Genomic DNA, 20417 nt, shown 5'->3' on the forward strand with positions numbered 1-20417 from the left:
GTAGGCCACCAGGGCCGTCATTCCGGTTTCGCCTTGCAGGCGTTGTGGCAGTGCAGCATCCACTGGCCTGGGTTGTCCGCGTCGAAAACCACCGACTCCGTCGTCTTCGGCAGGACGATGGTGGTGTCCTTGCGAGGGCCGCCGGTGCCGAGCTGGTAGGTGTGACCGTGCAAGTGCCTCGGATGCACATGGTCGTGGTGTTGACGAAGTCCAGACGGACGCGTTCGCCCTGGTTGACCATAAGAGGGCTGGCAGTCGGGTTTTTCATGCCGAACCGTTTGCCGTTGATGCCCCAGGCGTACGTGTCCATGCCGCCAGCCAGTCCGATGCGGTGGACGCGGTCGGCCTTCCTCGTTTCCAGCCGCGCCTCGTCGGCCGCCGTAGCTGAGATGTGGTCATGATGATGCCATCCAGTTCCTGCAGGCGGCCGGTGGGCTTGGGCGCGCCGCCGGACCCGGTGCGGACCAGGGCATGTCGCGGTGTTCTTGCCCTCGGCGAACGCGACCAGCGGGAAGACGCCGTCGGCGAGGGTGACCAGGACATCGTACCGCTCGCCCATGGCCACCAGGAGGGCGCCCACTCACTGGTGCTGGACCCGGAAGCCGTCAGTGTGGGCGGTGTCGGGCATCGCCGTCAGAGCCTGGCGGAACTCCTCACGGGCGCGGCCGATCTCGGCGGCGAGCTGGTCAGCGGTGACCGGCTCACCGACTGTCAACAGCGTCAACAGCGGCCGGAGCAGGGCCAGTTCCAGACCGGGGTCGCTGGTGAGCGAGTCGGTGAAGCGGGCGGCCAAGTGGGTGGATGGGTCCGATGCGTGGGACCGCAGGGTCTGCCCCCGGGGTGAGGGTCAAGTGCACAGCGGGTCGCCGGCCCAGCACTGGTCTTCCTCCGCCAAGTCCACCTGGTGTTCGGCCTGGAACTGCTCGATCCGGTCCAGGATCCGCTGCTGGGCGGCGAGGCGCTGGTGCAGCCGTTCGCGGGAGCAGTGCAGCAGCTCGGCCAGGTGCGAGGCCACCGGTCCGTCGGGGCTGCCGAGATACGCCGTGGTCAGTTCGCGGATTTCGGCGACGGTCAGGCCCAGGCCGCGCAGGTCGCCGATGAACCGCACGCACCACAGGGCGTCGGCGGTGTAGAGCCGGTAGTTGGCCGGGCTTCGGCCCAGGGTGTAGATCAGCCCGAGGTCGGTGTACTCGCGCAGCGTCTTGAACGGCACCCCCGTCTGACGGGACGGCTCGCCCACCGTTCGGCCGCGCCCGGCTTCCACTCATGATCCGATTCAATCCCAGCGGCTTCAGCTGCCGCAGCAGGAGAGCCTGGTGACATCTCGGGTGTAAGTTTGAGCGGCCAGCTTCAGGCCCTCGGCCATGGTCAGGTACGGGCACCACAGGTCGGCCATCTGCTGCACCGTCATCCCGCCCGCCAGCGCGTAGACGGCGGTGGCGATGACGTCACCGGCGCCGTCGGCCAGGACGTGCGCGCCCAGCAGGCGGCCGGTGGAGGCGTCAGCGACGAGCTTGATCAGGCCGCGGGTGTCGCGGTTGACCAGCGCCCGGGGCACGTATTCCAGCGGCAGGACGCGGCAGTCGCAGGTGTAGCCCTGGGCGATGGCCTCGGCGTCGGTCAGGCCGGCGGAGGCGATGGCCGGGCTGGTGAAGGTGACCCTGGGCAGGTGGTGGTAGTCCACCGTGCGCCCAACACCGGCGAAGGCGTTGTCGGCGATCAGCGCGCCGTGAGCGGAGGCGACGTAGACGAACTGGGGGTGCCCGGTGACGTCCCCGGCCGCCCAGATCCGCGGGTTCGCTGTACGCAGCTGCTCGTCGACCACGACTTCGCCCCGCTCGCCGGTTTCGACGCCGACCGCGTCCAGTTCCAGGCCGTCGGTGACCGGACGACGGCCGGTGGCCACCAGCAGCTCGGCGGCGCGCAGCTGGAACTCGCGGCGGTCGCCGGTGAGGGCGGTGGCCACGATCCCGTCCGAGTCCCGGCGCACCCCGATCAGGCGGGTGTGGGTGTGGACGGTGATGCCCTCGTCCGCGAAGACGTCCTGAAGGGCGGCGGAGATCTCGGGTTCCTCGCCGGAGGTCAGCCGACTGCGGGCCGCCACGGTGACCTTGGTGCCCAGGCGGGCGAACAGCTGGGCCTGCTCCAGCCCGACGTACCCGGCACCGAGGACCAGCAGGCTCTCCGGCAGTACGTCAAGATCCATGGCGGTGGTGGAAGTCAGGTAGCCGACCTCCTCCAGCCCATCCACGGGCGGCGCCCACGGAGCGGAGCCGGTGGCGACCAGATAGTGCGCGGCCTCGATCCGGCGGGTGCCGCCGCCGTCGGTCGGCGCCACTTCCAGGGCGGGGCTGCCCGGGCTGCCGGTGAAGCGAGCGGTGCCTTTAAGGATGTCCCAGCCGTACTCGGCGGCCAAGTCCGTGTACTTGTCCGCCCGCATCTCCTGGACCAGCTTGTCCTTGCCGTCGATCAGCGCGTCGAAGTCCACCGCCCCGGCCTCCGTACGGATGCCGGGGAAACGCTGCCCCTCCAGCACGCTGCGGCGGGCCTCAGCGGCGGCCAGCAGCGCCTTGGATGGCACACATCCGGTATTCACGCACGTCCCCCCGGTGGTGGCTCGCTCGACCATCACCACCGAGCGGCCTTGGCGCCGCGCGGCTATCGCAGCGGCGAACGCCCCGCCGCCAGATCCAATGATCGCCAGGTCGAACCTGCTGTCCGCTGCGCTCACCGCAGCACCTCCTCGCCTGCGGGCCCCGTGTAACCGAAACCGTTGTATGCGCTTTCCCGAACATCTCTTAAGCCTCCTACGGCGAACGGTCTCTTCGTCGCGGGGCGCGCCGCAGGCGCGGTGGGGCCGTGCGGGTGGGACACGCGGTGCGTGCGAGTGAATCCTGGCGGCTGCTGGGGGCTACCGACGGGTTGGGAGGTATCCGCCTTGCGACCTGTTCACTCGCAGATCGGAGCATCATGAACTGCCGAATACCCATCGCCCGCGCGTGCGTGGCCTCCCTCATGGCCGCCGGCCTCGCCGTCGTCGGCGCACCCACCGCTGTCGCGGACGGGGACACGACTTTCAAGGAGAAGGAGTTCCTCACCTCCGCCGTCGACCATCTCTTCGGCGGTGTCCACATGGCACAGATGTGCGTGGACAAGGCGACACGGGCAGATCTGCGGGGCCTTTGCGGACGGATCAAGGACACCCAGTCCGAGGACATCACCCGGATGCGCTCCTGGCTGAGGGCCTGGTACGGCACGGACGAGACACCCAGCATGCCCCCGATGACCCAGCCGATGATGGAGATGATGGACAAGCTTCGCGGCATGTCCGGCCGCGCCTTCGACGTGGAAATGGCCCGTCACTTCATCCACCACAACAGCATGTTCCTGCCCAAGGCGGACCAGTGCCGAAAGCAGGCCGCGCACGGCGAACTGCGGGCGATGTGCAATGAGATGCACGAGACCCAGTCGCAGCAGAGCGGCCAGTTCAAGGCGGTCGTCGCCGAACGGGCGATCACGGTCGACACCGGCCAAGGCGGCCTGGCCACAGCGGAGACGAACAACAGCACAGACGGCAACGCCGGATGGCTCGCCGCGGGCGGGGTGGCTGCGGCACTGATCGCCACCCGGCTCAGCCGGCGCCTACGTCGCCACTGAGAGCGGGTCGGGAACCTTGACCGGGCGCGCCGGCCGAACGGTCTGGGCGCTGGCGGCCACGTGGCTGTGGGTGGCTGCTCTCGCGGCTGGCGACGTCCCGACGCATCCGACCGCTCCCGCGCCGGCTCGGCTCGTTCCGGCACCCCTGTCGCCTTCCGATACCCGGCAAGTGGCGGGCAGGGTGCCGGCCCGCCTGTCACTTGCCGCAGTGTCACTCGATGCCGCTGTGGTGCCGGTCGCGGTAGGTGCAGATGGTCGTCTCGGGGTACCCGGCGATGGGCGCTCGGCGGGCTGGTGGCGAGATTCCGCGCCGCCGGGCGCCCATCGAGGCACCACCATCATCGCCGGGCATCTTGACACCGGGCGCGGGGCTGCGGTTTTCGCTCCCCTGACCCGCGCCAGAGCCGGTGACATCGTAAGGCTCGGTACCCGTGTCGGCGGCGAGGTCCGTTACCGGGTGCGCACGGTCACGGTCCGCCGTGGCGGCGCAATCCCCGAAGAGATGGTCGGCACGGGTGGCCCGCCTCGCCTGGTCCTCATCACCTGCACTGGGCCCTACCGGCCCGGCAGCGGCTACCGCGATCGTCTCTACATCGACGCAGTTGCCATATAGTGACCGCCCCCGGCAGGCACCGGTCAAGGCAGGAGTTCGCGTCACCCTCTTCGGCACTGTCCCCGCGAGTCAGGTACGTCGCGATAGGTGTCAGCGACGGCATAGACCAAGCTGGCGGTGGTGATGGTCGCCCCCCATAGGCCCCAGGCGGTCGCGGGTGCGTCGGTGGCCAGCAGGGCGGGGACGGGCAGCAGACCTGCTACGAGGAGAGCGGGGGCGATGCAGTGAAGTGAGCGTGCCGATTGCCGGGTATCCCGTCTCTGGCGCCGGGCGAGATCTACGGCGCAGATGGCGGTGATCATGATCGCGAGGAGCAGCAGGATCCAGGCCAGGCTTCCATGGGCGGCACCTCTGTTTGTCCACCGATCGCCGAACGAGCGGTCAGGGCTGTTATGGCCGACGGTGTGGTGATCGACGCGGATGCTGATCACCCTTGTGTATCGGGTCGGTTTTATCCGTGTTCCGGTTGTCGCTGTGGCCGTCCTGATTACCGCGCATCATGAAGAACATCATCAGCGGGCAGGCTGCGATCAAGGTCAGGATGGCAAGCGTTCCGGAGGGCACCCCGAGCGCCAGAGCACCGACGAAGGCGATAGCGAGCGCTAGCGCGTACAGGCCGTAATGGCGCTTGTTGGTCATGGCCTACTCCAAGCTGAGAGCGGGCTGAAGGTGCAGGAACCGCAGTTCTGTCCTTCGTGTGCCGCTCCCCGCCCCCAACGAAACCTCGCCTCTTCTGAGACCGAGTCGGTCCCTGCCCTGCAAGCGGCCCTCTGCCCCACCGGCCCGCGAGGCAGGCTTCGGGCCCTCGCCCCCTCGGCTACGGAGCGAATAACACGCGATGGTTCACAGCGCCTTCATCCCCCTTCGCAGCCCTCGACGCCTTTCCTCGGACCCATGTGCCCAGTCCTGTACGAACAGCGCGACCACGCCACCACGCCCTTCGAGAAGCCCTGAGCTGCCGCGGAACCGAGCCGGGCGGCGTCATCTTCCCGGGTCTGCCAGCCACCCAGCGGGCGATCCTTAAGTCCCTAGGCGTCGGTTGTGGACGGCGGCATGGGGTGCGGGCCGTGCCACCCGCTGAAGCGCTCAATGTGACAGACGCACCGGCCTCTCGGAGCGGGCGGGGATGCGGGTGGTGAAGGTGGTGCCGTGGCCGGGGGCACTCGTGGCGGTGATGGTGCCGCCGTGGGCGGAGACGAGTTCGGCGGCGACGGCGAGTCCGATGCCGGAGCCGTCCGCGCGGGCGGTGCGGCTGCGGAAGAAGCGGTCGAAGATGTGCGGGAGGTCTTCGGCCGGGATACCTGGGCCGGTGTCGGCGACGCGCAGTTCGGCCCAGCCGTTGTCCTCGTGCAGGCCGACGGTGACGGTACCGCCTTGAGGGACGAACTTCAGGGCGTTGGTGAGCTGGTTGGTGATGATCTGGCGCAGGCGGACCGGGTCGCCGTCGACAGTGACGTCCGTGACGTCGGTACGCAGGGCGACCCCGGCCTCCGAGAAACGGCCAGCCAGGCTCGTGATGGTGTCGCGGACGACGGAGGCAAGGGACAGCGGGCGGCGTTCGAGGGTGAAGGCGGCGGCGTCCGCAGAGGCGAGGGTCTCCAGGTCGGCGATGAGCCGGCCCAGGCGCAGCGTCTCGTCGTGAAGCGAGCCGATGACCTTGGGCGTGGGTTCGCGGATGCCATCCTGTACGGCTTCCAGTTCACTGCGCAGTATTGCAAGCGGGGTGCGCAGTTCATGGGCGACGTCGGATGCGAACAGGCGCCGCAGTTCGTCCTCCTTCTCGACCCGGTCCGCCATGGTGTTGAAAGCGGTGGCCAGTTGGCCGATCTCGTTGTCGGGGACGGTGGTCACACGCCGGTCGCGTTGGCCGGCGGCCAGGTCTTCGGCGGCGTGGGTGAGTTCGGCGATGGGGGCGGTGGCCCGCCGGGCGGTGTAGAGACCGACGGCGAGGGCGATCAGGCCCGCGGTGAAGGCTCCTGCGATGAGCAGACGGTTGACGGATGCCTGAAAGTCCCTGTCGACCGCGGGGATCATGCCCTGGGGGACGCGAACCTGAAGGGTGCCGACTCGCTGTCCGTCCACGGTGACGGGCACGCTACGGGGAGGGCCGAGGTCACCGGTGCCCATCATTGCCCGGTGCATGGCGAGGGTGGCAGCATCCACGTCGGCGTCGGCGAGCGACCAGACACGCCGTCCGGAGGAATCGAGGAGCTCCACCTCGGAGCCTGTCATAGTCACCGTCGGCGCGAGCTGGTTGAGCGTCGCTGGGTTCCAGCCGTCTTCGCGGACGTAGTCGGCCGCGAACCATCCGACGAGCTGCTGCTGTTGCACGCGCTGCTGCGCGTCGAGGTAGTCCTCGAAGCGGGCGTTGAAGGCGGTGTTGACCAGCACGGCCGTCAGCACCGCCGCGCCGATGCCCAGAGCGGCGAAGGCCAGGGCGAGCCGGCGGGCGAAGCGGCCGCGCAGCAGGTCACGCATCACGGTCGATCCCGAGTTTGTAGCCAATGCCGGGAACGGTGACCACCACGCGGGAGGGTGGGGTGTCGCCGAGCTTGCGGCGCAGGTTCTTCACATGTACGTCAATGGTGCGCTCGTACGCCTCGAAGGTGTGACCCTGGACTCGGCCGACCAGCTCCAGACGGGTCCAGGCTCGGCCGGGCCGCGAGGCCAGGGCGGCCAGGAGATCGAACTCTGTGCGGGTCAGCTCCACCGGCTGGCCGTCGGCGTGCACCTCGCGGCGCTCGGTGTCGATGCCCAGCCGGCCACTTCCGTACGAGACGGCTGCGGCCTCCTCAGCCGCGCCGCGCCCGGCCCCGGTGCGACGCAGGACCGCCTCGACGCGGGCGACCAGTTCGCGCGGGCTGAAGGGTTTGACCACGTAGTCGTCGGCGCCGGTGCGCAGCCCCATGATCCGGTCGTTCTCGCTGGCTTTGGCGGTGAGCATCACGATCGGCACGTTGCTGTCCTTGCGCAGCAGCCGGGCGACTTCTTCACCGGGCAGGCCGGGGAGGCCGAGGTCGAGGATGATCAGGTCAGGGTGGGCGGTGCGGGCGAGGTCCAGGGCCTGGCGGCCGTCCCCGGCCTCCAGCACCGTGTAGCCGTCGCGTTCCAGGTAGTCGCGTACCAGAGCGCGCAGCTTGGCCTCGTCGTCGACGACCAGCACAGTCGCGGTCACGGGTGCTCCTTTCCTTCTTCGTTTTCCGCCTCGGGGCTTGGTTGCTCATGCCGCGCCTGCTCGTACTGCGACCGGCTCTGGCCGCTGCGGCTGCTGCGCGGCGGGAAGCGGCTTGGAGGCGAAGGTGCGCAGCCGGTTGGCGTTGCCCACCACGGACAGGGATGACAGGGCCATCGCCGCCGCGGCGATGATCGGGCTGAGCAGCCAGCCGGTCAGGGGGTAGAGGGCGCCGGCCGCGAGCGGGATGCCGGCGGTGTTGTAGACGAAGGCCAGGAACAGGTTCTGGCGGATGTTGCGCATGGTGGCCCGGCTCAAGGCTACGGCCGTGACGACCCCGCCCAGCGCGCCGGAGATGAGGGTGATGTCGGAAGCCTCAATTGCGACATCGGTGCCAGTGCCGATGGCGAAGCCGACATCGGCCTGGGCGAGGGCCGGGGCATCGTTGATGCCGTCGCCGACCATGCCGACCCGCTTGCCCTCGTCCTGAAGGCGGCGTACCTCCTGGGCCTTGTGCTCGGGAAGCACCTCGGCGAGCACCCCCTCGATGCCGACCTCGGCGGCGATGGCCTCGGCGGTGTGCCGGTTGTCGCCGGTGATCATAACGACCTCGAGGCCGAGACGCTTGAGCTCGGCCACAGCAGCCGCCGAGTCCTCCTTGACTGTGTCCGCGACCGCCACCACGCCGGCGAGCCGACCGTCAATGGCGGCGAAGACGGGGGTCTTGCCTTCGGCGGAGAGCCGGTTGGCGTCGGCCTGCAGCGGCGTGGTGTCGATGCCCGTCTCGCTGAGCAGGGCGGCCTTGCCCACCAGCAGGCTGCGCCCTTCGACGGTGGCGGTGATGCCCTTGCCGGTGACCGAGTCGAACTCGCTCACCCGGGCCAAATCGATGCCGTGCTCGGCGGCGCCTTGCACGATCGCCTGGCCGAGGGGGTGCTCGGAGGAGTGCTCGGCGGAGGCGACCAGGCGTACGAGTTCGTCCTCAGCGAATGCACTCACCGGCACTACGTCGGTGAGCACAGGCCGGCCCTGGGTGATGGTGCCGGTCTTGTCCAGCACGATCGTCTGGAGCCGATGCGCTGTCTCCAGTGCCTCGGCGGAGCGGATCAAGATGCCTGCCTGGGCGCCCTTGCCGGTACCGACCATGATCGACAGTGGTGTCGCCAGGCCCAGGGCACACGGGCAGGCGATGATCAGCACAGCCACGGCGGAGACGAGCCCGAGCGTCAGGGCCGGAGCGGGCCCGACCAGGTACCAGAGGGCGAACGAGGCGATTGCGATGAACATCACCGCGGGCACGAAGTAGCTGGACACCAGGTCGGCGATCCGCTGGATGGGCGCCTTGGACGCCTGCGCCTGCTGCACCATCCGCACGATCTGCGCGAGCGTCGTGTCCGCACCGACCCTGGTGGCCTCCAGGCGGAAGGCCCCGGTCTGGTTCACGGTCGCTCCCACGACCTCGTCGCCCACGGTCTTGGTCACCGGGATCGACTCCCCAGTCACCATGGCTTCGTCCAGTGTGGAGCGGCCTTCGACGATGACTCCGTCCACGGGCACCTTCTCCCCCGGGCGGACCACCACGATGTCGCCCGCAGTGACGTCCTCGACCGGCACTTCGATCTCCGTCCCGTCCCGCAACACCCGTGCCGTCCTGGCCTGCAGGCCCAGCAGCTCGCGGATCGCCTGCCCGGTGCCGGCCTTGGCCTTCGACTCGAACAGGCGGCCCAGCAGGATCAGGGTGAGGATGACGCCGACCGCCTCGTAGTACACCTCTCGCACATCGGCGGGCAGCAGGCCGGGCACAGCGGTGGCCACCAGGCTGTAACCGTAGGCCGCGGTCGTCCCCAACGTGATCAACGTGTTCATCTCGGCGCTGCGATTGCGCAGCGCGAGCCACCCGGTGCGGTGGATCGGCCAGCCCGTGTAGAACATCACCGGCGTGATCAACGCGAACTGGAACCAACGGTCCAACAGCAGCTCCGGCACGCCGACGCCGAGGAACTCGTGAAGCATGACCGCCACCGCGACGGGCGCGGACAACACCGCCCCGACCAGCACCCGCCGGGACAGATCGCGGATCTCCTCCTGCCGCGTCTCGGCTTCCGAGTCCTCCGCGCCGGCGGCCTCCTCACCGCCGGGAACGGGAGTGGGCGGTACGCGCAGTACCTCCTCCGTCGGAGGGCTCGGTGCCGCCTGGCCGTCACCGGAACCGGTCTCGACCAGCAGTTCGCCGCGCACCATGTTCATCCCGCAGGCGAAACCGAACCGGCCGGCCTTGTCGGGAACGAACTCAACGACGGCTTTGCCGAACGCCGGCAGCGACTTCGACACGGCGAAGTCGGGGAAGACCACGCGTGAGGTGCACTCCCCGCTCTCCTGCCGGTCGAAGACCAGACGTACCGGAACCCCCTGGTGGACGCGGATGACGTCCGGGGAGTACCCGCCCTTCACCGTGATCCCGACCTCCTGGATGCCGCCCACGACTTCGGCAAGCTGCCTCCTCTTGGGACCGAAAAAGAACCAGCCGAGCAGGGCGATCAGTCCGCCGGCCCCGACCAGGACCCCAATGTCCGCGGCGCTCATACCACGCTCCTCTCCGTCTGGTGCCCGACCCGGTATCCGGCGATGGAGTAACCGGCGTCCTCGACCGCGAACACGATGCCGGGCAGGGCCGTCGCTGGTTCGTAGGCGGCGGTCACCGTCTTGTCTTCAAGATCCACCCGCACGGGGGACACTCCGGACAGGGCACCGACCGCGCTGCGGATGACCTGGCGGCAGTTCCCGCAGAAAACCCCGGGAACGGACAGCGTGATCACACTGGACATGGGCCTCACTCCTTGCTCTGATCCAGCAACGGTCAGCGGTGCCTGAACAGCACCGTCATCAGCTCATCGAGGACGCTCGGGTCGCCGCCCCCGTCCGCCGCGGCCTCGGCCACGGTGTGCTCCAGGCAGTGACGCACCACCTGGCGCGACGCCGCGTCCAGGGCTTTCTGCGCCGCGGCCAGCTGGTCGAGGACCTCGACGCAGTGCCGGCCCTCTCTCACCATCCGGGAGATGCCCTGCACCTGCCCGGACGGCTAGGGAAGCCGTGGGATTCCGGATAACGGCGGTGCACAGAGCCCGCACATGGTGGCTTCATCGCCTCTTCACAACGCCCGCCTGCTCCGATCCCTAGCACCGCTGCAGGGACTGAGCAGCAAGCATGATCGAGCCGAGCAGTCGACCAAGCCGAGCGGTCTGTGGCAGGGGACGCGAGATCGGCCATGTCGGTGGAACAGCAGACCATCGGCGCCAGCGATCCGGAACAGCGAGCTTCGTGAACACTGCAACGCGAATCAGCGGGCCAGGACTCGGATTGCTGCGGCGCGGGAGGGCTGCTGCCTGGACCGGCTGGCTGACTGGCTGGCCCTACTTTCTGCCGAGGCCCACAGTCCACATCAGCCGTGCCTCGGTGCCGTAGTTCGGGAATCCGGACCGGCGGGCGAGATGAGCCACTGGCCGCGTTCGCGCGCGCCCTCCTGGACAAGGGCAAAGAGGGCACCGAGCGCCACAGCAGTCCTGGCGTTCATCATCCGCCCTGTGGCGGCACCGTCCTCGACGACCACCACAGGCGGTCGCGCATACCCATCGGCACCCAGGGACCCACCTTCGCACCCGGACCCACCGCCGTCTGAGGCAACACCGAGTAGCGCCACCTGTTCCGCGGGCCTGTTCGAGCTGCCCCGTCAGGCGGTACGGAAAGGACGCTGAAGCTGGCTCCGGCGCGCCCCGCGCTGGAGCCGGCTCCTGCGCGCCGCGACAGCGCCCCTGCGCGCATTGCCTCCTGGAATGCAGCAATTCCCGGGGAGAACGCCGGGGCACGAGACGTAAGTACTATGCAACTTAGGTTTTTGTGGAAGGAGGTGTCCGGATGTGGGGCTTCGGGGAGCTGGAGCAGGCGATTATGGATGTGATCTGGGCCTCGGACCAGCCACCGACGGTGCGCGAGGTGCTGGAGCGGCTGAACCGCGACCGGGCGCAGCCGCTGGCGTACAACACGGCGCAGACGGTGATGGAAATTTTGCACCGCAAGGGCTGGCTGGCGCGGGCCAAGGACGGCCGCGCCTTCCGCTACAGAGCGACGTCGAGCCGTGAGGAGTACGCGGTTTCCCGGATCGACCAAGTATGGGCCACGGGCGCGGACCGCACCGCAACCTTGATTCGCCTGTTCGAGGAGATGGGCGAGGCCGAGCTCTCTGAGTTGCGGACCGCGCTCGCCGAGCACCGAGCCAAGGACAGCTCATGACGACCGCGCTCTTGGTCGACTATCCCGCGGTGCCGGCTCCGGTGCTGCTGGTCGGGCCCGCGGGACCGAGCGGGCGCCCAGGCTCGGGGGCGCTGGCCGCCCAGGTCGCCGCCGGCGTGCCGCGCGCGGTGCTGAACCGCGCCCTGCTGATCGGGCCTGACATTGCGCCGCCGGGCATTGGCCGGGCAGGCCGGCCTTGGTGTGACGGCCGGACGGCGGCGTACTGCCGTCCCGGTTACGGCAGCAGGGTCTTGCCGGCCTCTGTGCGCAGGATGCTGTCGCGTGCGGGTTCAAAGCGAACCCTTGCGCGTGGGATAGCTGACGAGGACCCAGCGGCAGTACCGGCAGCCACAGCCTGAGCAGCCAGGACAGCAGCACAGCGGGGCGGCCCTTCGCTGGGGACGCCGGCGGTGATCAGGCCGACCGTCAGGGTTGCCTCCGCCGCGCCGACGCCGCCCGGCGTCACTGCCGCGGAGCCCAGCGCGTCGCCGGCTAGGAAGACGACCACGACGCTCACCAGGCTGAGCGACATCGAGTCATCGCCGAAGGTGGGATGGAGGCGTCCAGGCACATCACGCACGAGGTGTGAGCAACAGCATGCCCCGACCAGGCACCAGCCTCCCCCGTTGACCTGTGGCCGCCATCGGCCGCCCCGGCGGCTGGGGGCTGAGCAGGACTTCCTGCCTCCTACCCGGCCCAGCGGTGGGCACCGTGAGCATCACGGGAGCCAGCTGGACCTGGACGCCGCCTGGGCGGCACGTACGATGGCGCTTAGGTTTTTCGTGGAGGAAGGCGGCCGGGATGCGGGGTTTCGGGGAACTCGAACAGGCGATCATGGATGTGGTGTGGGATGCTCGGAGTCCGCTGACGGTGCGTGAGGTGCTGGAGCGTCTCAACCAGGGTCGGCCGCAGCCGCTGGCGTACAACACGGTGCAGACGGTGATGGAGATCCTGCACCGCAAGGGCTGGCTGGCCCGGGCCAAGGACGGCAGGGCCTTCCGCTACCAGGCCACGAAGAACCGCGAAGAGTACGCGGCGTCGCTGATCGACCAGGTCTGGGCGACCGGTGCCGACCGCGCCGCGACACTGGTACGGCTGTTCGACGAGCTGGACGAGGCCGAGGTCGACGAACTGCGGACGGCGCTCGCCGCACGCAGGGAGGGAAGCCGCTCATGAGGGTCGCGGTCCTGCTGCTTGGCTACGCCGCCTTGGTCGGCACTCAGGCCCCGACGCTGCTGAGTCTCAAGGGCTGGGCGGCGCGGGCGCCGCGGCTGGCTATCTGGGCGTGGCAGGCACTCACCGCCACGGTCGTCGTCTCGGTGGCGCTGGCGGGGCTCGTCCTGGCCGTGCCCACAGTGCCGGTCAGCGGCAACCTGGCCGACATGCTGCACGCGTGCGTGATGGCGCTGCGCGCGCAGTACGCCGCGCCGGGCGGCGCGATGGCCGCCGCGACCGGGACGGTCCTGGCCCTGGCTGTGGTGGGCCGCGTCGGCTGGTGCCTGGGAGCGTCCCTGTGGCAGGCGCGGCGAGAACGCCGTCGTCACGCCGAAGTGCTGGCGATGGTCGGTCGCGCGCACCCCGATCTTGACGTGACCGTCCTGGAGGACGACCGCCCGGCGGTGTACTGCCTGCCCGGCACCGGAAACCGGATCGTACTGACCTCGGCGGCACTCGCCGCACTCGAGCCGCGTGCACTGGATGCGGTGATCGCCCACGAGCAGGCGCACATCCGGCAGCGGCACCACCTGGTCCTGGCCTTCGCGGAGGCGCTGGAGCGGGCTTTCCCGCGAGTGCCGCTGTTCCGTACCGCTGCGGAGGAGACGCGGCGGCTGGTGGAGATGGCCGCCGACGACGAGGCGACGGACCGTACCGATTCGCTCACCCTGGCCGGGGCGCTGGTCGAGCTGGCCGGGGCGGGGGTACCGGTGGCGTCACTGGCAGCTTCCGGCGGTCAGGTGGCCGGCCGCGTGCGGCGGCTCCTGGGACCGCAGCGGCCACTGCGCCGCGCGGTCGTCTGGACCGGGGCGCTGGTGGCGGGCACGGCGCTGGCCCTCCCCATCGTGCTGGCGGCCCAGCCTGCGGTGGCCGCGACCAGCATGACCACCTGCCCGCTGCCCGACACCCCCGTCGCCCAGCGTTCCTCGTGATTCCTCCGAGGCCGGACTCGGCCATCTGATAACTTCACCCCTATCACCTATGAAGGTTAGGTAATGGGAGTGACCCGCATGCCCAAGTGCGCCACGGCCAGGAACGCGCAGGCGGTCCACCGCCGGGACCGGATCGTCATGTGGACGGCACTGTGCCTGGGGATCGGGCTGTTCGCCTCAACTCTGCTCGGCAACATGCTGGGCTTCGTCGTACTGCCCTTCGATCCCCACCACACCTACGGGCAGGTCGGCGGCATCGTGCTGGTGCTCTTCGGACTCACCCGGTGGCGCTGACGATCTCGCCACCCCGCCCGCCGCGCCTTGCCGGCCGCGGCACGCGGGAGCTCTTCGCGCTGCTGCTGGCCGTCGCATTGACAGTTCTGGCCTTCGCCACCGTGCTGTGCGGCGCCGCCATGGCCGTCCAGATGTCCCCGGGTATGGCACCGGACAGTCCCGCTGCACCGCAGGTGAGCATGGTGGGCCATGGCGTCTCCACGGCGGGCATGGGCGGCCAGGCCGCTTGTGAGGAGTGCGCACGCGAGAGCGGCCGCGGCCACTGCGACAGCGGCCTGCCCGCTCGGGTCCACGATGGTTCTGCCCATCCCGGCCCGTGCACCGTACCTGCTCGCGAGCAGACGGTCACGACGGCCGCGCCGGTGCGGGCCGCCACTGCCGCTGTCCGCGGCAGCCCGGCATCCCGACCACCCGGTCTTCATCAGCTGCAAGTTCTGCGGGTGTAGCACGCCCGGCCGGAGAGCGTACACACGTGCCATCCCCGGCTTCGTGCAACGACCATCCTCAGATCAGCAGCACCGCCGCGCCTTTCGTTGCGACGGCGGGAGAAGGACAGACATCATGGGTTCCAACTCGAAAGCCAAGAGCGCGGACCGCAAGGCCCGTATCGCGGAGATGCGCCGCGCCGAACAGGCCCGCGAGAGGCGCAACCGAATCCTGGCGATCACTGCCTCCACGGTGATACTCGCCGGCGTCGTCGGCGGCGTCTGGTATCTGCTCAACACCGCCAACGAGAAGGAGGAGGCCAAGGCCGTCCCCGTCAAGGGCGAGCAGACCTGGTCCGACCTGAGCCAGAACCACGTGCAGAAGCAGGTGGACTACCCGATGAGCCCGGCCGCGGGCGGCGACCACGCCCCGGTCTGGCTCAACTGCGACGCCGAGGTCTATACGGAGGAGGTGAACGAGGAGAACGCCGTGCACTCCCTGGAGCACGGCGCGGTCTGGATCACCTACAACGACAAGGCCGCCGAGGCGGACGTCAAGACGCTGACCGAGAAGGTGACAACGACGCCGTACTCGTTCCTCAGCCCCTACAAGGACCAGTCCTCGCCCATAACCCTGACCGCCTGGGGGCACCAGCTGAACGTCGACAAGGCGTCTGACCCGCGTGTGGACCGGTTCCTCGACAAGTACGTGCAGGGTGAGCAGACGCCGGAGCCGGGCGCCGCCTGCACCGGTGGGAGCATGGCGTGAGCGACACGACCGACATGACCGCGATTACCCGCACTCCCAGCCGGTGGCTGCCGTACGCCGCAGCCGCGCTCGCCCTGTGCCTGGCCGTCCTCGCCCTGGTGGCAATGACGTCCTCCCGCGCCGACGCCACGCCCCCGGGTGCGGACTCGGCGGACGCCGGATTCGCCCGCGACATGGCGGTCCACCACCAGCAGGCCGTGGAGTTGTCGTTCATCGTGCGCGACCGCACCGACGACGAGGACGTGCGGCGCCTGGCGTACGACATCATCAACACCCAGGCCAACCAGCGCGGCATGCTCCTCGGACGGCTCGACGCCTGGGGACTGCCCAAGTCCTCGCAGGAATCGCCGATGGCCTGGATGAACCACGACATGGACTACAAGCCCCACGACGGTTCACTGATGCCGGGCATGGCCACCAACACCGAGATGGACAAGCTGCGCAACACCGAGGGCAAGGACGCGGAGGTGCTCTACCTGCAACTGCTGACCGCGCACCACCAAGGGGGCATCGAGATGGCCCAGGGCGGCGCCGACCTGGCCGAGGACCCCACGGTCGTCCGGCTGGCGGAGGGCATGGTCCGTGGCCAGCAGTCGGAGATGAAGCTCATGGCCGACATGCTCGCCGACCGCGGAGCAAGCGCACCGCAGTGACCTCCGGGCTCCGGCCGACCGGGCGCCCGTCCGGTGGCGGCGCGGGAAGCGGCGGTCAGACATGAACGGCTCGCCACATCCGCAGCGCCGCCCCGGTCCGGGCCTCCAGGATCAGCGGGACCCGGCGCCGTACAGCAGCAACCCGGCCGGCGTCCGGGTCTCGGGGCTGGCGTACAGCACGTCGGTGTAAGTCGGCGGGGCTGTCAGCCCTGCGCAAAGGACCAGCCGAGCGCCAAGGCGGGACGCAGACGCGTCACCTGTACCTTCAACCAGGGGCCGACCAGCCTACCCGCCGCGACGGGTGCCGGTAGGTATCGAGGGAACCCGGTCTTCCAGAACCGTCGCATGAGCACCGCACGGCGTCCTGCGAACCGCACCGTCCACCGGGAGCCGTCGCGGCATCCGCTGACCTGCACCCCCTGGGCCCTCGTCCAGCAGCCGACGCATGCTTCTTGGCAACCCTCGCTTCGCCGCCCCTGTCAGCGCCCGGCTTACCGTGGTCCGTCCGTCCTGCGCGGGCATGGCGTCTCATGCGACGGGTACCGGCGGCGGTGAAGAGGTGGGGCCAAATGAATCCTTCGCCAAGGAACGCGGTCAGGACGGGCCCCACTGGTTGCCGGTGCATACCGCCTAACGCGCATCGGCCGACCGGCGGGCGCCGCAGCGCACCGAATGAACTACTGAGGGTGTGGAGTGATGTTCTTCCACCAGTTCCATCTGCAAGGTCTGGGGCATGCCTCGTATCTGCTGGGATCGGAGAGCACCGGAGAGGCGCTGGTATTCGATCCCCGGCGGGACATCGAGAACTACCTGGCTCAGGCTCGCCGTCAGGGCTTGCGGATACGCTACGCGCTGGACTCGCACGGTCACAACGATTACCTGTCCGGGCTCACCGAGCTCGCCGCCCGCACCGACGCGGAACTGCTCGCGCCGGCCAGGGCCGACCTGGGTTATGACCACCGGCCGCTGCGCGACGGGCAACAGTTTGAGATCGGTGATGTCGGCATTCAGGTACTTCACACTCCCGGGCACACCCCGGAGCATCTCAGCCTCCTGGTCTACGACCGGTCGCTGAGCGCGGACGAACCGGCCCTGCTCCTGTCCGGCGGCGCCCTGCTGGTCGGCGACCTGGCCCGGCCCGACCTGCTCGGCGGGCACGCCCAGGCCGAGGAGTCTGCCCGGGCCTTCTGCTCCACTTTGCAGAACAAGATTCTTCCCCTGCCCGACCACGTGGAGGTCTTTCCCACCCATGTGGCCGGGTCGCTGTGCGGCGGCAGCATCGGCAGCCGACTGTCCACCACGGTCGGCTATGAGCGGCGCACCAACCCGTTGCTCACCGAGATCGACTCCACGACGCAGTTCGTCGAGGACTGTCTGCGGATGGAAGAGTTGCCCGCCGTGCCGCCGTACTGGCGCCGGATGCGTGCGCAGAACCTGGCCGGCGTCCGGACTCTCGGCGCGCTCCGGGAGCCTCCCGCCCTGCGGGTTGAGCAGTTCAAACAGGCCCGAGATGACGGCACCGCGGTATTGGACGCCCGCTCACCGGAGGCATTCGGCGGCGGCCACGTCCCCGGCGCGTTCAACGTGGCACTCGGGCCCTCCTTCGCCACCTGGGCAGGCACCGTACTCCCCGAAGACGCCCGCGTGCTCCTCGTCCTCGACGACCCCGATCACATGTGGTCGGCGGTCTGGGACCTGCTGCGCATCGGCTACGAGACGCCCGTCGGCTGGCTGGCCGGCGGCATGACCGCATGGCGCGCCGCCGCCGAACCGTTGGAGAGTATCCCGCAGATCACCGTGCAAGAACTCCACGAGCACCTGCAGGCCGGTGAGGTAAACCTGCTGGATGTCCGCCAGCCTGCCGAATGGGCCGCAGGGCACGCGCCCGGCGCCCGCTTCATCACCGGCGCCGAACTGCCCGACCGGCTCCAGGAGGCCCCGGACGGCAAACCGCTCGCCGTTACCTGCGGCTCCGGCTACCGCTCCTCGGTCGCCGCCAGCCTGCTGGCCGCACACCGCGACCTGCCCGTACTCAACGTGCTCGGCGGAATGTCCGCGTGGAAGGCCGCCGACTACCCCATCGAGATACCCCCGGACAAGGACAACTGACATGGACTACGCCAATACCATCACCCTCGACCTGCCGTACGACCAGGCTGTACCCAAAGTCAAGGAAGCCTTCAAGGAACAGGGCTTCGGCATCCTCACTGAGATCGACGTCCGCGCCACGCTGAAAGACAAGCTCGGCCAGGACATGGAGGACTACGTCATCCTCGGCGCCTGCAATCCGCAACTGGCCCACCGCGCCCTAGACATTGAGCGTGCCATCGGCCTGCTGCTGCCCTGCAACGTTGTCGTCCGCACCACGGAAGACGACAAGACCCTGGTGCAGGCACTCGACCCCAAGGTCATGGTCACCGTGCCCGAACGCCCGGAGGTGCAACCGGTCGCCGAAGAGGCCGACACCCGCATCCAGGCCGCCCTCGACGCACTGGCCCACCGGCCCGGACAGGACTAAACGACGACACTCCCGCAGCGCGAGGAACGCGGGGAAAGAGACGAGCCGATCATGATGAACGACATGATGAGCGGCATGGGCGCCTGGATGATCCTGTGGGGACTGCTGGCCTTCGTCCTCCTGGGGCTTGTGGTCATCGGGGCGACCTGGCCGGTCCGCTCCCTCACCGGGCAGAGCCGCCCCAGGCGGCAGGTAGCTCCTGAGAGGCCCGAAGAAATCCTGCGGCGACGTTACGCGGCAGGCGAGATCGGTGAGGAGGAGTATCTTCGACGCCTGTCCGGACTCGACAAGAGCTGACCGCCCGCCCCCGCCACAGCACGTCCCTCACGTCGCTCTGCTCGCCAAGCCAATGCTCCGCGGTCCCTCCAGCTGCGTCGCTGTCAAGGCTCCCCCGCCGCCTCGGCCAGCCGGTGGCCGACCGAGGGTTCAGGGCCGGGGCTTGGTCGCCGTGCCGATGATGTGTGCGGTGCGCGGGACCAACGGGGAGAAGGCGAAGCCGAAGCGGTCGACGTAGTCGACGGTGAAGCCGGCGGTGCGGATGGCCGACTCGGTGTCCCGGTTGGGATGGCAGCCGCCGCCGACGCGCCGCCACAGCGGGGTGATGGTGTCCTCCAGCAGTCCGGCGATCCGGCGTCGCGAGCGGACGTGCTCATAGAAGCGGACCTGGCCACCCGGCCGCAGCACCCGGGTCGCCTCGGCCAGTGCAGCGGACGGGTCGTCCACGCTGCAGAGCACGAGCGAAAACACAACGGCGTTGAATTCTCCGTCCTCACCCGGAAGTTCACCGGCGTGGCCAGCACGTACGGTGACGGGCACGCGGGTCTGGGTCGCTGACCGCTCGGCGGTGGCGCGCAGGGTGTCATCGGGTTCCAGAGCGACGACCTCAGTGACGGTGTCCGGGTAGTGGGGGAAGTTGCGGCCCTGGCCCGCGCCGACCTCCAGGACGCGCCCGGTCAGGCCGTCCAGCAGGCGGCGCCGGTGCACGGAGCCGCCGCGGCGGTCCGCCTCGGCGGCAAGCTTGAGGTACTTGCGTGCGAAGCGCGGGTGCTGCAGGTTGGAACGACCGGTCGTGCTGACGTCCTCGTCCATGGCGACTCCTTTGCTCGACGGGGGACTGGGAACGGCCGCGTCGACGGGCGCTGCGATACCCCGTGCCCCAGGGACTGGGTGTGGTCAGTAGTACTCCAGGTCGACCTTGCGCTGCAGAAACTCCTCACGTTCGATCTCCCCCGACGCATACCGCCTGCGCAGCTGCTGCTGCGCAGGGTCCAGCGCGAAGGGCGGCACCTTCGGGCCCGGATCCACCCTGGGCCGCCTGCGCCGCAGGCCCAGCGCCGCCACCGCACCGGCGACGAGCAGCAGCGTGAGCAGCACCGCCCCGAACCAAGCCAGAGTTCCTGACGCGTCACACACGGTGTACCTCCTGTTTCGGCTGTATGGCGCGTGCAGCGTCCGGCCGCAGTGGCAGAGCACCGAGGCCCTCTCTACTACGAATACGTAGTCAGTTCGCGCAACGAGGGCCGACGCGCCGACGAAAGGCGACAGAGGCTCGCCATGAACTCCCCACCATAACCTAACTCACTTAGGTTATGGTGGGGAGGCGATGCCGGTCGCGACGGGACAAGCCGAGCGGGCTCCCGGCACTGCCGACAGGGCGCACCGTGCGGACACCCCCGCCATGCCCCCCAGTCGCGCTCGGCCCACCGCCGGGCCGTGACCCGATGCCCGGGCCCCCGGCATTGGCCGTACCGCCTTCGGCGCCGCCCGGCGCCACGGCGGCCCCTTGGAACGTCCGCGCATAGCCGGCCCACGACGGCAGTGGGGGTGCCTGCCGCGCCCGAATCGGGCTGCCGTAGACTCCCTCAGCAAACACCTAACGCAC

The 20417-nt window shown here is 69.4% G+C and carries 24 protein-coding genes; 12 read left to right on the forward strand and 12 right to left on the reverse strand.

Annotation, left to right across the window (positions count from 1 at the left end):
* Nucleotides 1-17: 17 nt before the first annotated feature.
* The 4 genes from ABZ078_RS30415 to merA all read right to left on the reverse strand — a co-directional run bounded on the left by ABZ078_RS30415 (nt 18) and on the right by merA (nt 2731).
* On the reverse strand, nt 18-173 hold the full coding sequence (locus ABZ078_RS30415; protein ID WP_356580489.1) for a multicopper oxidase domain-containing protein: 156 nt from the start codon (nt 171-173) through the stop codon (nt 18-20).
* Nucleotides 174-580: 407 nt separating this feature from the next.
* Complete coding sequence (locus ABZ078_RS30420) at nt 581-793, reverse strand: hypothetical protein (RefSeq protein WP_356580491.1); 213 nt, start codon at nt 791-793, stop codon at nt 581-583.
* A gap of 54 nt (nt 794-847) precedes the next feature.
* The gene (locus ABZ078_RS30425) at nt 848-1264 is read right to left on the reverse strand and encodes a MerR family transcriptional regulator (RefSeq protein WP_356580493.1); all 417 of its coding nucleotides are present in this window, start codon (nt 1262-1264) and stop codon (nt 848-850) included.
* 27 nt (nt 1265-1291) lie between these two features.
* Nucleotides 1292-2731 carry a mercury(II) reductase gene (gene merA / locus ABZ078_RS30430; RefSeq protein ID WP_356580495.1) on the reverse strand — a complete coding sequence of 480 codons (1440 nt, stop codon included), beginning with the start codon at nt 2729-2731 and terminating at the stop codon, nt 1292-1294.
* Between the two features lie 239 nt (nt 2732-2970).
* On the opposite strand from merA, the gene ABZ078_RS30435 reads away from it, so the two are divergent.
* Both ABZ078_RS30435 and ABZ078_RS30440 read left to right on the forward strand, forming a co-directional pair.
* Nucleotides 2971-3657: a DUF305 domain-containing protein gene (locus tag ABZ078_RS30435; protein WP_356580497.1), complete on the forward strand. Its 687-nt coding sequence runs from the start codon at nt 2971-2973 to the stop codon at nt 3655-3657.
* A gap of 229 nt (nt 3658-3886) precedes the next feature.
* Nucleotides 3887-4270: a class F sortase gene (locus ABZ078_RS30440; RefSeq protein WP_356580568.1), complete on the forward strand. Its 384-nt coding sequence runs from the start codon at nt 3887-3889 to the stop codon at nt 4268-4270.
* A 390-nt stretch (nt 4271-4660) separates the two neighbouring features.
* Here ABZ078_RS30440 and ABZ078_RS30445 read toward each other — a convergent pair whose 3' ends face one another.
* The 6 genes from ABZ078_RS30445 to ABZ078_RS30470 form a co-directional block, all read right to left on the reverse strand.
* Nucleotides 4661-4909, reverse strand: a complete 249-nt coding sequence (locus tag ABZ078_RS30445; RefSeq protein WP_356580499.1) for a DUF2933 domain-containing protein — start codon at nt 4907-4909, stop codon at nt 4661-4663.
* 447 nt (nt 4910-5356) lie between these two features.
* Nucleotides 5357-6748 carry an ATP-binding protein gene (locus tag ABZ078_RS30450; RefSeq protein WP_356580570.1) on the reverse strand — a complete coding sequence of 464 codons (1392 nt, stop codon included), beginning with the start codon at nt 6746-6748 and terminating at the stop codon, nt 5357-5359.
* Nucleotides 6741-7445, reverse strand: a complete 705-nt coding sequence (locus ABZ078_RS30455; RefSeq protein ID WP_356580501.1) for a response regulator transcription factor — start codon at nt 7443-7445, stop codon at nt 6741-6743. Before ABZ078_RS30455 ends, ABZ078_RS30450 begins: the two co-directional genes overlap by 8 nt.
* A gap of 45 nt (nt 7446-7490) precedes the next feature.
* Entirely contained in the window at nt 7491-10025 is a 2535-nt protein-coding gene (locus ABZ078_RS30460; RefSeq protein WP_356580503.1) for a heavy metal translocating P-type ATPase, read from the reverse strand.
* Nucleotides 10022-10267, reverse strand: a complete 246-nt coding sequence (locus ABZ078_RS30465; RefSeq protein ID WP_356580505.1) for a heavy-metal-associated domain-containing protein — start codon at nt 10265-10267, stop codon at nt 10022-10024. Before ABZ078_RS30465 ends, ABZ078_RS30460 begins: the two co-directional genes overlap by 4 nt.
* A gap of 32 nt (nt 10268-10299) precedes the next feature.
* Complete coding sequence (locus ABZ078_RS30470; protein ID WP_356580507.1) at nt 10300-10509, reverse strand: metal-sensing transcriptional repressor; 210 nt, start codon at nt 10507-10509, stop codon at nt 10300-10302.
* Between the two features lie 845 nt (nt 10510-11354).
* Between ABZ078_RS30470 and ABZ078_RS30475 the strand changes: the two genes are divergently transcribed.
* The 10 genes from ABZ078_RS30475 to ABZ078_RS30520 all read left to right on the forward strand — a co-directional run bounded on the left by ABZ078_RS30475 (nt 11355) and on the right by ABZ078_RS30520 (nt 18832).
* Nucleotides 11355-11729, forward strand: coding sequence for a BlaI/MecI/CopY family transcriptional regulator (locus tag ABZ078_RS30475; RefSeq protein WP_356580509.1), 375 nt, complete (start codon nt 11355-11357; stop codon nt 11727-11729).
* Nucleotides 11730-12530: 801 nt separating this feature from the next.
* Nucleotides 12531-12905: a BlaI/MecI/CopY family transcriptional regulator gene (locus ABZ078_RS30480; protein ID WP_356580511.1), complete on the forward strand. Its 375-nt coding sequence runs from the start codon at nt 12531-12533 to the stop codon at nt 12903-12905.
* Nucleotides 12902-13876 carry a M56 family metallopeptidase gene (locus ABZ078_RS30485; RefSeq protein WP_356580513.1) on the forward strand — a complete coding sequence of 325 codons (975 nt, stop codon included), beginning with the start codon at nt 12902-12904 and terminating at the stop codon, nt 13874-13876. The genes ABZ078_RS30480 and ABZ078_RS30485 overlap by 4 nt, the downstream gene beginning before the upstream one ends.
* A gap of 78 nt (nt 13877-13954) precedes the next feature.
* Nucleotides 13955-14170: a hypothetical protein gene (locus ABZ078_RS30490; RefSeq protein WP_356580515.1), complete on the forward strand. Its 216-nt coding sequence runs from the start codon at nt 13955-13957 to the stop codon at nt 14168-14170.
* A complete protein-coding gene (locus ABZ078_RS30495) occupies nt 14161-14616 on the forward strand; it encodes a hypothetical protein (protein WP_356580517.1) in 456 nt (151 codons plus the stop codon). Before ABZ078_RS30490 ends, ABZ078_RS30495 begins: the two co-directional genes overlap by 10 nt.
* A gap of 115 nt (nt 14617-14731) precedes the next feature.
* Nucleotides 14732-15364: a DUF3105 domain-containing protein gene (locus ABZ078_RS30500; protein WP_356580519.1), complete on the forward strand. Its 633-nt coding sequence runs from the start codon at nt 14732-14734 to the stop codon at nt 15362-15364.
* Nucleotides 15365-15378: 14 nt separating this feature from the next.
* A complete protein-coding gene (locus ABZ078_RS30505) occupies nt 15379-16017 on the forward strand; it encodes a DUF305 domain-containing protein (protein ID WP_356580572.1) in 639 nt (212 codons plus the stop codon).
* 696 nt (nt 16018-16713) lie between these two features.
* Nucleotides 16714-18126, forward strand: a complete 1413-nt coding sequence (locus tag ABZ078_RS30510) for a rhodanese-like domain-containing protein (RefSeq protein WP_356580521.1) — start codon at nt 16714-16716, stop codon at nt 18124-18126.
* Between the two features lies 1 nt (nt 18127).
* On the forward strand, nt 18128-18535 hold the full coding sequence (locus tag ABZ078_RS30515; protein ID WP_356580522.1) for a DUF302 domain-containing protein: 408 nt from the start codon (nt 18128-18130) through the stop codon (nt 18533-18535).
* Between the two features lie 51 nt (nt 18536-18586).
* Nucleotides 18587-18832, forward strand: a complete 246-nt coding sequence (locus ABZ078_RS30520) for an SHOCT domain-containing protein (protein ID WP_356580524.1) — start codon at nt 18587-18589, stop codon at nt 18830-18832.
* A gap of 129 nt (nt 18833-18961) precedes the next feature.
* Here ABZ078_RS30520 and ABZ078_RS30525 read toward each other — a convergent pair whose 3' ends face one another.
* Together ABZ078_RS30525 and ABZ078_RS30530 are read right to left on the reverse strand one after the other, a co-directional pair.
* The gene (locus ABZ078_RS30525; protein ID WP_356580526.1) at nt 18962-19624 is read right to left on the reverse strand and encodes a class I SAM-dependent methyltransferase; all 663 of its coding nucleotides are present in this window, start codon (nt 19622-19624) and stop codon (nt 18962-18964) included.
* A gap of 84 nt (nt 19625-19708) precedes the next feature.
* On the reverse strand, nt 19709-19948 hold the full coding sequence (locus ABZ078_RS30530) for an SHOCT domain-containing protein (RefSeq protein WP_356580528.1): 240 nt from the start codon (nt 19946-19948) through the stop codon (nt 19709-19711).
* Nucleotides 19949-20417 lie beyond the last annotated feature (469 nt).

Origin of the sequence: Streptomyces sp. NPDC006385, assembly GCF_040612485.1 — a bacterium.
Classification (GTDB): domain Bacteria; phylum Actinomycetota; class Actinomycetes; order Streptomycetales; family Streptomycetaceae; genus Streptomyces.

What these genes read in the sequence shown, in the direction of transcription:
- ABZ078_RS30435 (WP_356580497.1), top strand. Translation starts at nt 2,971, where the DNA reads ATGAACTGCCGAATACCCATCGCCCGCGCGTGCGTGGCCTCCCTCATG.
- ABZ078_RS30445 (WP_356580499.1), bottom strand. Translation starts at nt 4,909, where the DNA reads ATGACCAACAAGCGCCATTACGGCCTGTACGCGCTAGCGCTCGCTATC.
- ABZ078_RS30450 (WP_356580570.1), bottom strand. Translation starts at nt 6,748, where the DNA reads ATGCGTGACCTGCTGCGCGGCCGCTTCGCCCGCCGGCTCGCCCTGGCC.
- ABZ078_RS30460 (WP_356580503.1), bottom strand. Translation starts at nt 10,025, where the DNA reads ATGAGCGCCGCGGACATTGGGGTCCTGGTCGGGGCCGGCGGACTGATC.
- ABZ078_RS30465 (WP_356580505.1), bottom strand. Translation starts at nt 10,267, where the DNA reads ATGTCCAGTGTGATCACGCTGTCCGTTCCCGGGGTTTTCTGCGGGAAC.
- ABZ078_RS30475 (WP_356580509.1), top strand. Translation starts at nt 11,355, where the DNA reads ATGTGGGGCTTCGGGGAGCTGGAGCAGGCGATTATGGATGTGATCTGG.
- ABZ078_RS30480 (WP_356580511.1), top strand. Translation starts at nt 12,531, where the DNA reads ATGCGGGGTTTCGGGGAACTCGAACAGGCGATCATGGATGTGGTGTGG.
- ABZ078_RS30485 (WP_356580513.1), top strand. Translation starts at nt 12,902, where the DNA reads ATGAGGGTCGCGGTCCTGCTGCTTGGCTACGCCGCCTTGGTCGGCACT.
- ABZ078_RS30490 (WP_356580515.1), top strand. Translation starts at nt 13,955, where the DNA reads ATGCCCAAGTGCGCCACGGCCAGGAACGCGCAGGCGGTCCACCGCCGG.
- ABZ078_RS30500 (WP_356580519.1), top strand. Translation starts at nt 14,732, where the DNA reads ATGGGTTCCAACTCGAAAGCCAAGAGCGCGGACCGCAAGGCCCGTATC.
- ABZ078_RS30505 (WP_356580572.1), top strand. Translation starts at nt 15,379, where the DNA reads ATGACCGCGATTACCCGCACTCCCAGCCGGTGGCTGCCGTACGCCGCA.
- ABZ078_RS30510 (WP_356580521.1), top strand. Translation starts at nt 16,714, where the DNA reads ATGTTCTTCCACCAGTTCCATCTGCAAGGTCTGGGGCATGCCTCGTAT.
- ABZ078_RS30515 (WP_356580522.1), top strand. Translation starts at nt 18,128, where the DNA reads ATGGACTACGCCAATACCATCACCCTCGACCTGCCGTACGACCAGGCT.
- ABZ078_RS30520 (WP_356580524.1), top strand. Translation starts at nt 18,587, where the DNA reads ATGATGAACGACATGATGAGCGGCATGGGCGCCTGGATGATCCTGTGG.
- ABZ078_RS30525 (WP_356580526.1), bottom strand. Translation starts at nt 19,624, where the DNA reads ATGGACGAGGACGTCAGCACGACCGGTCGTTCCAACCTGCAGCACCCG.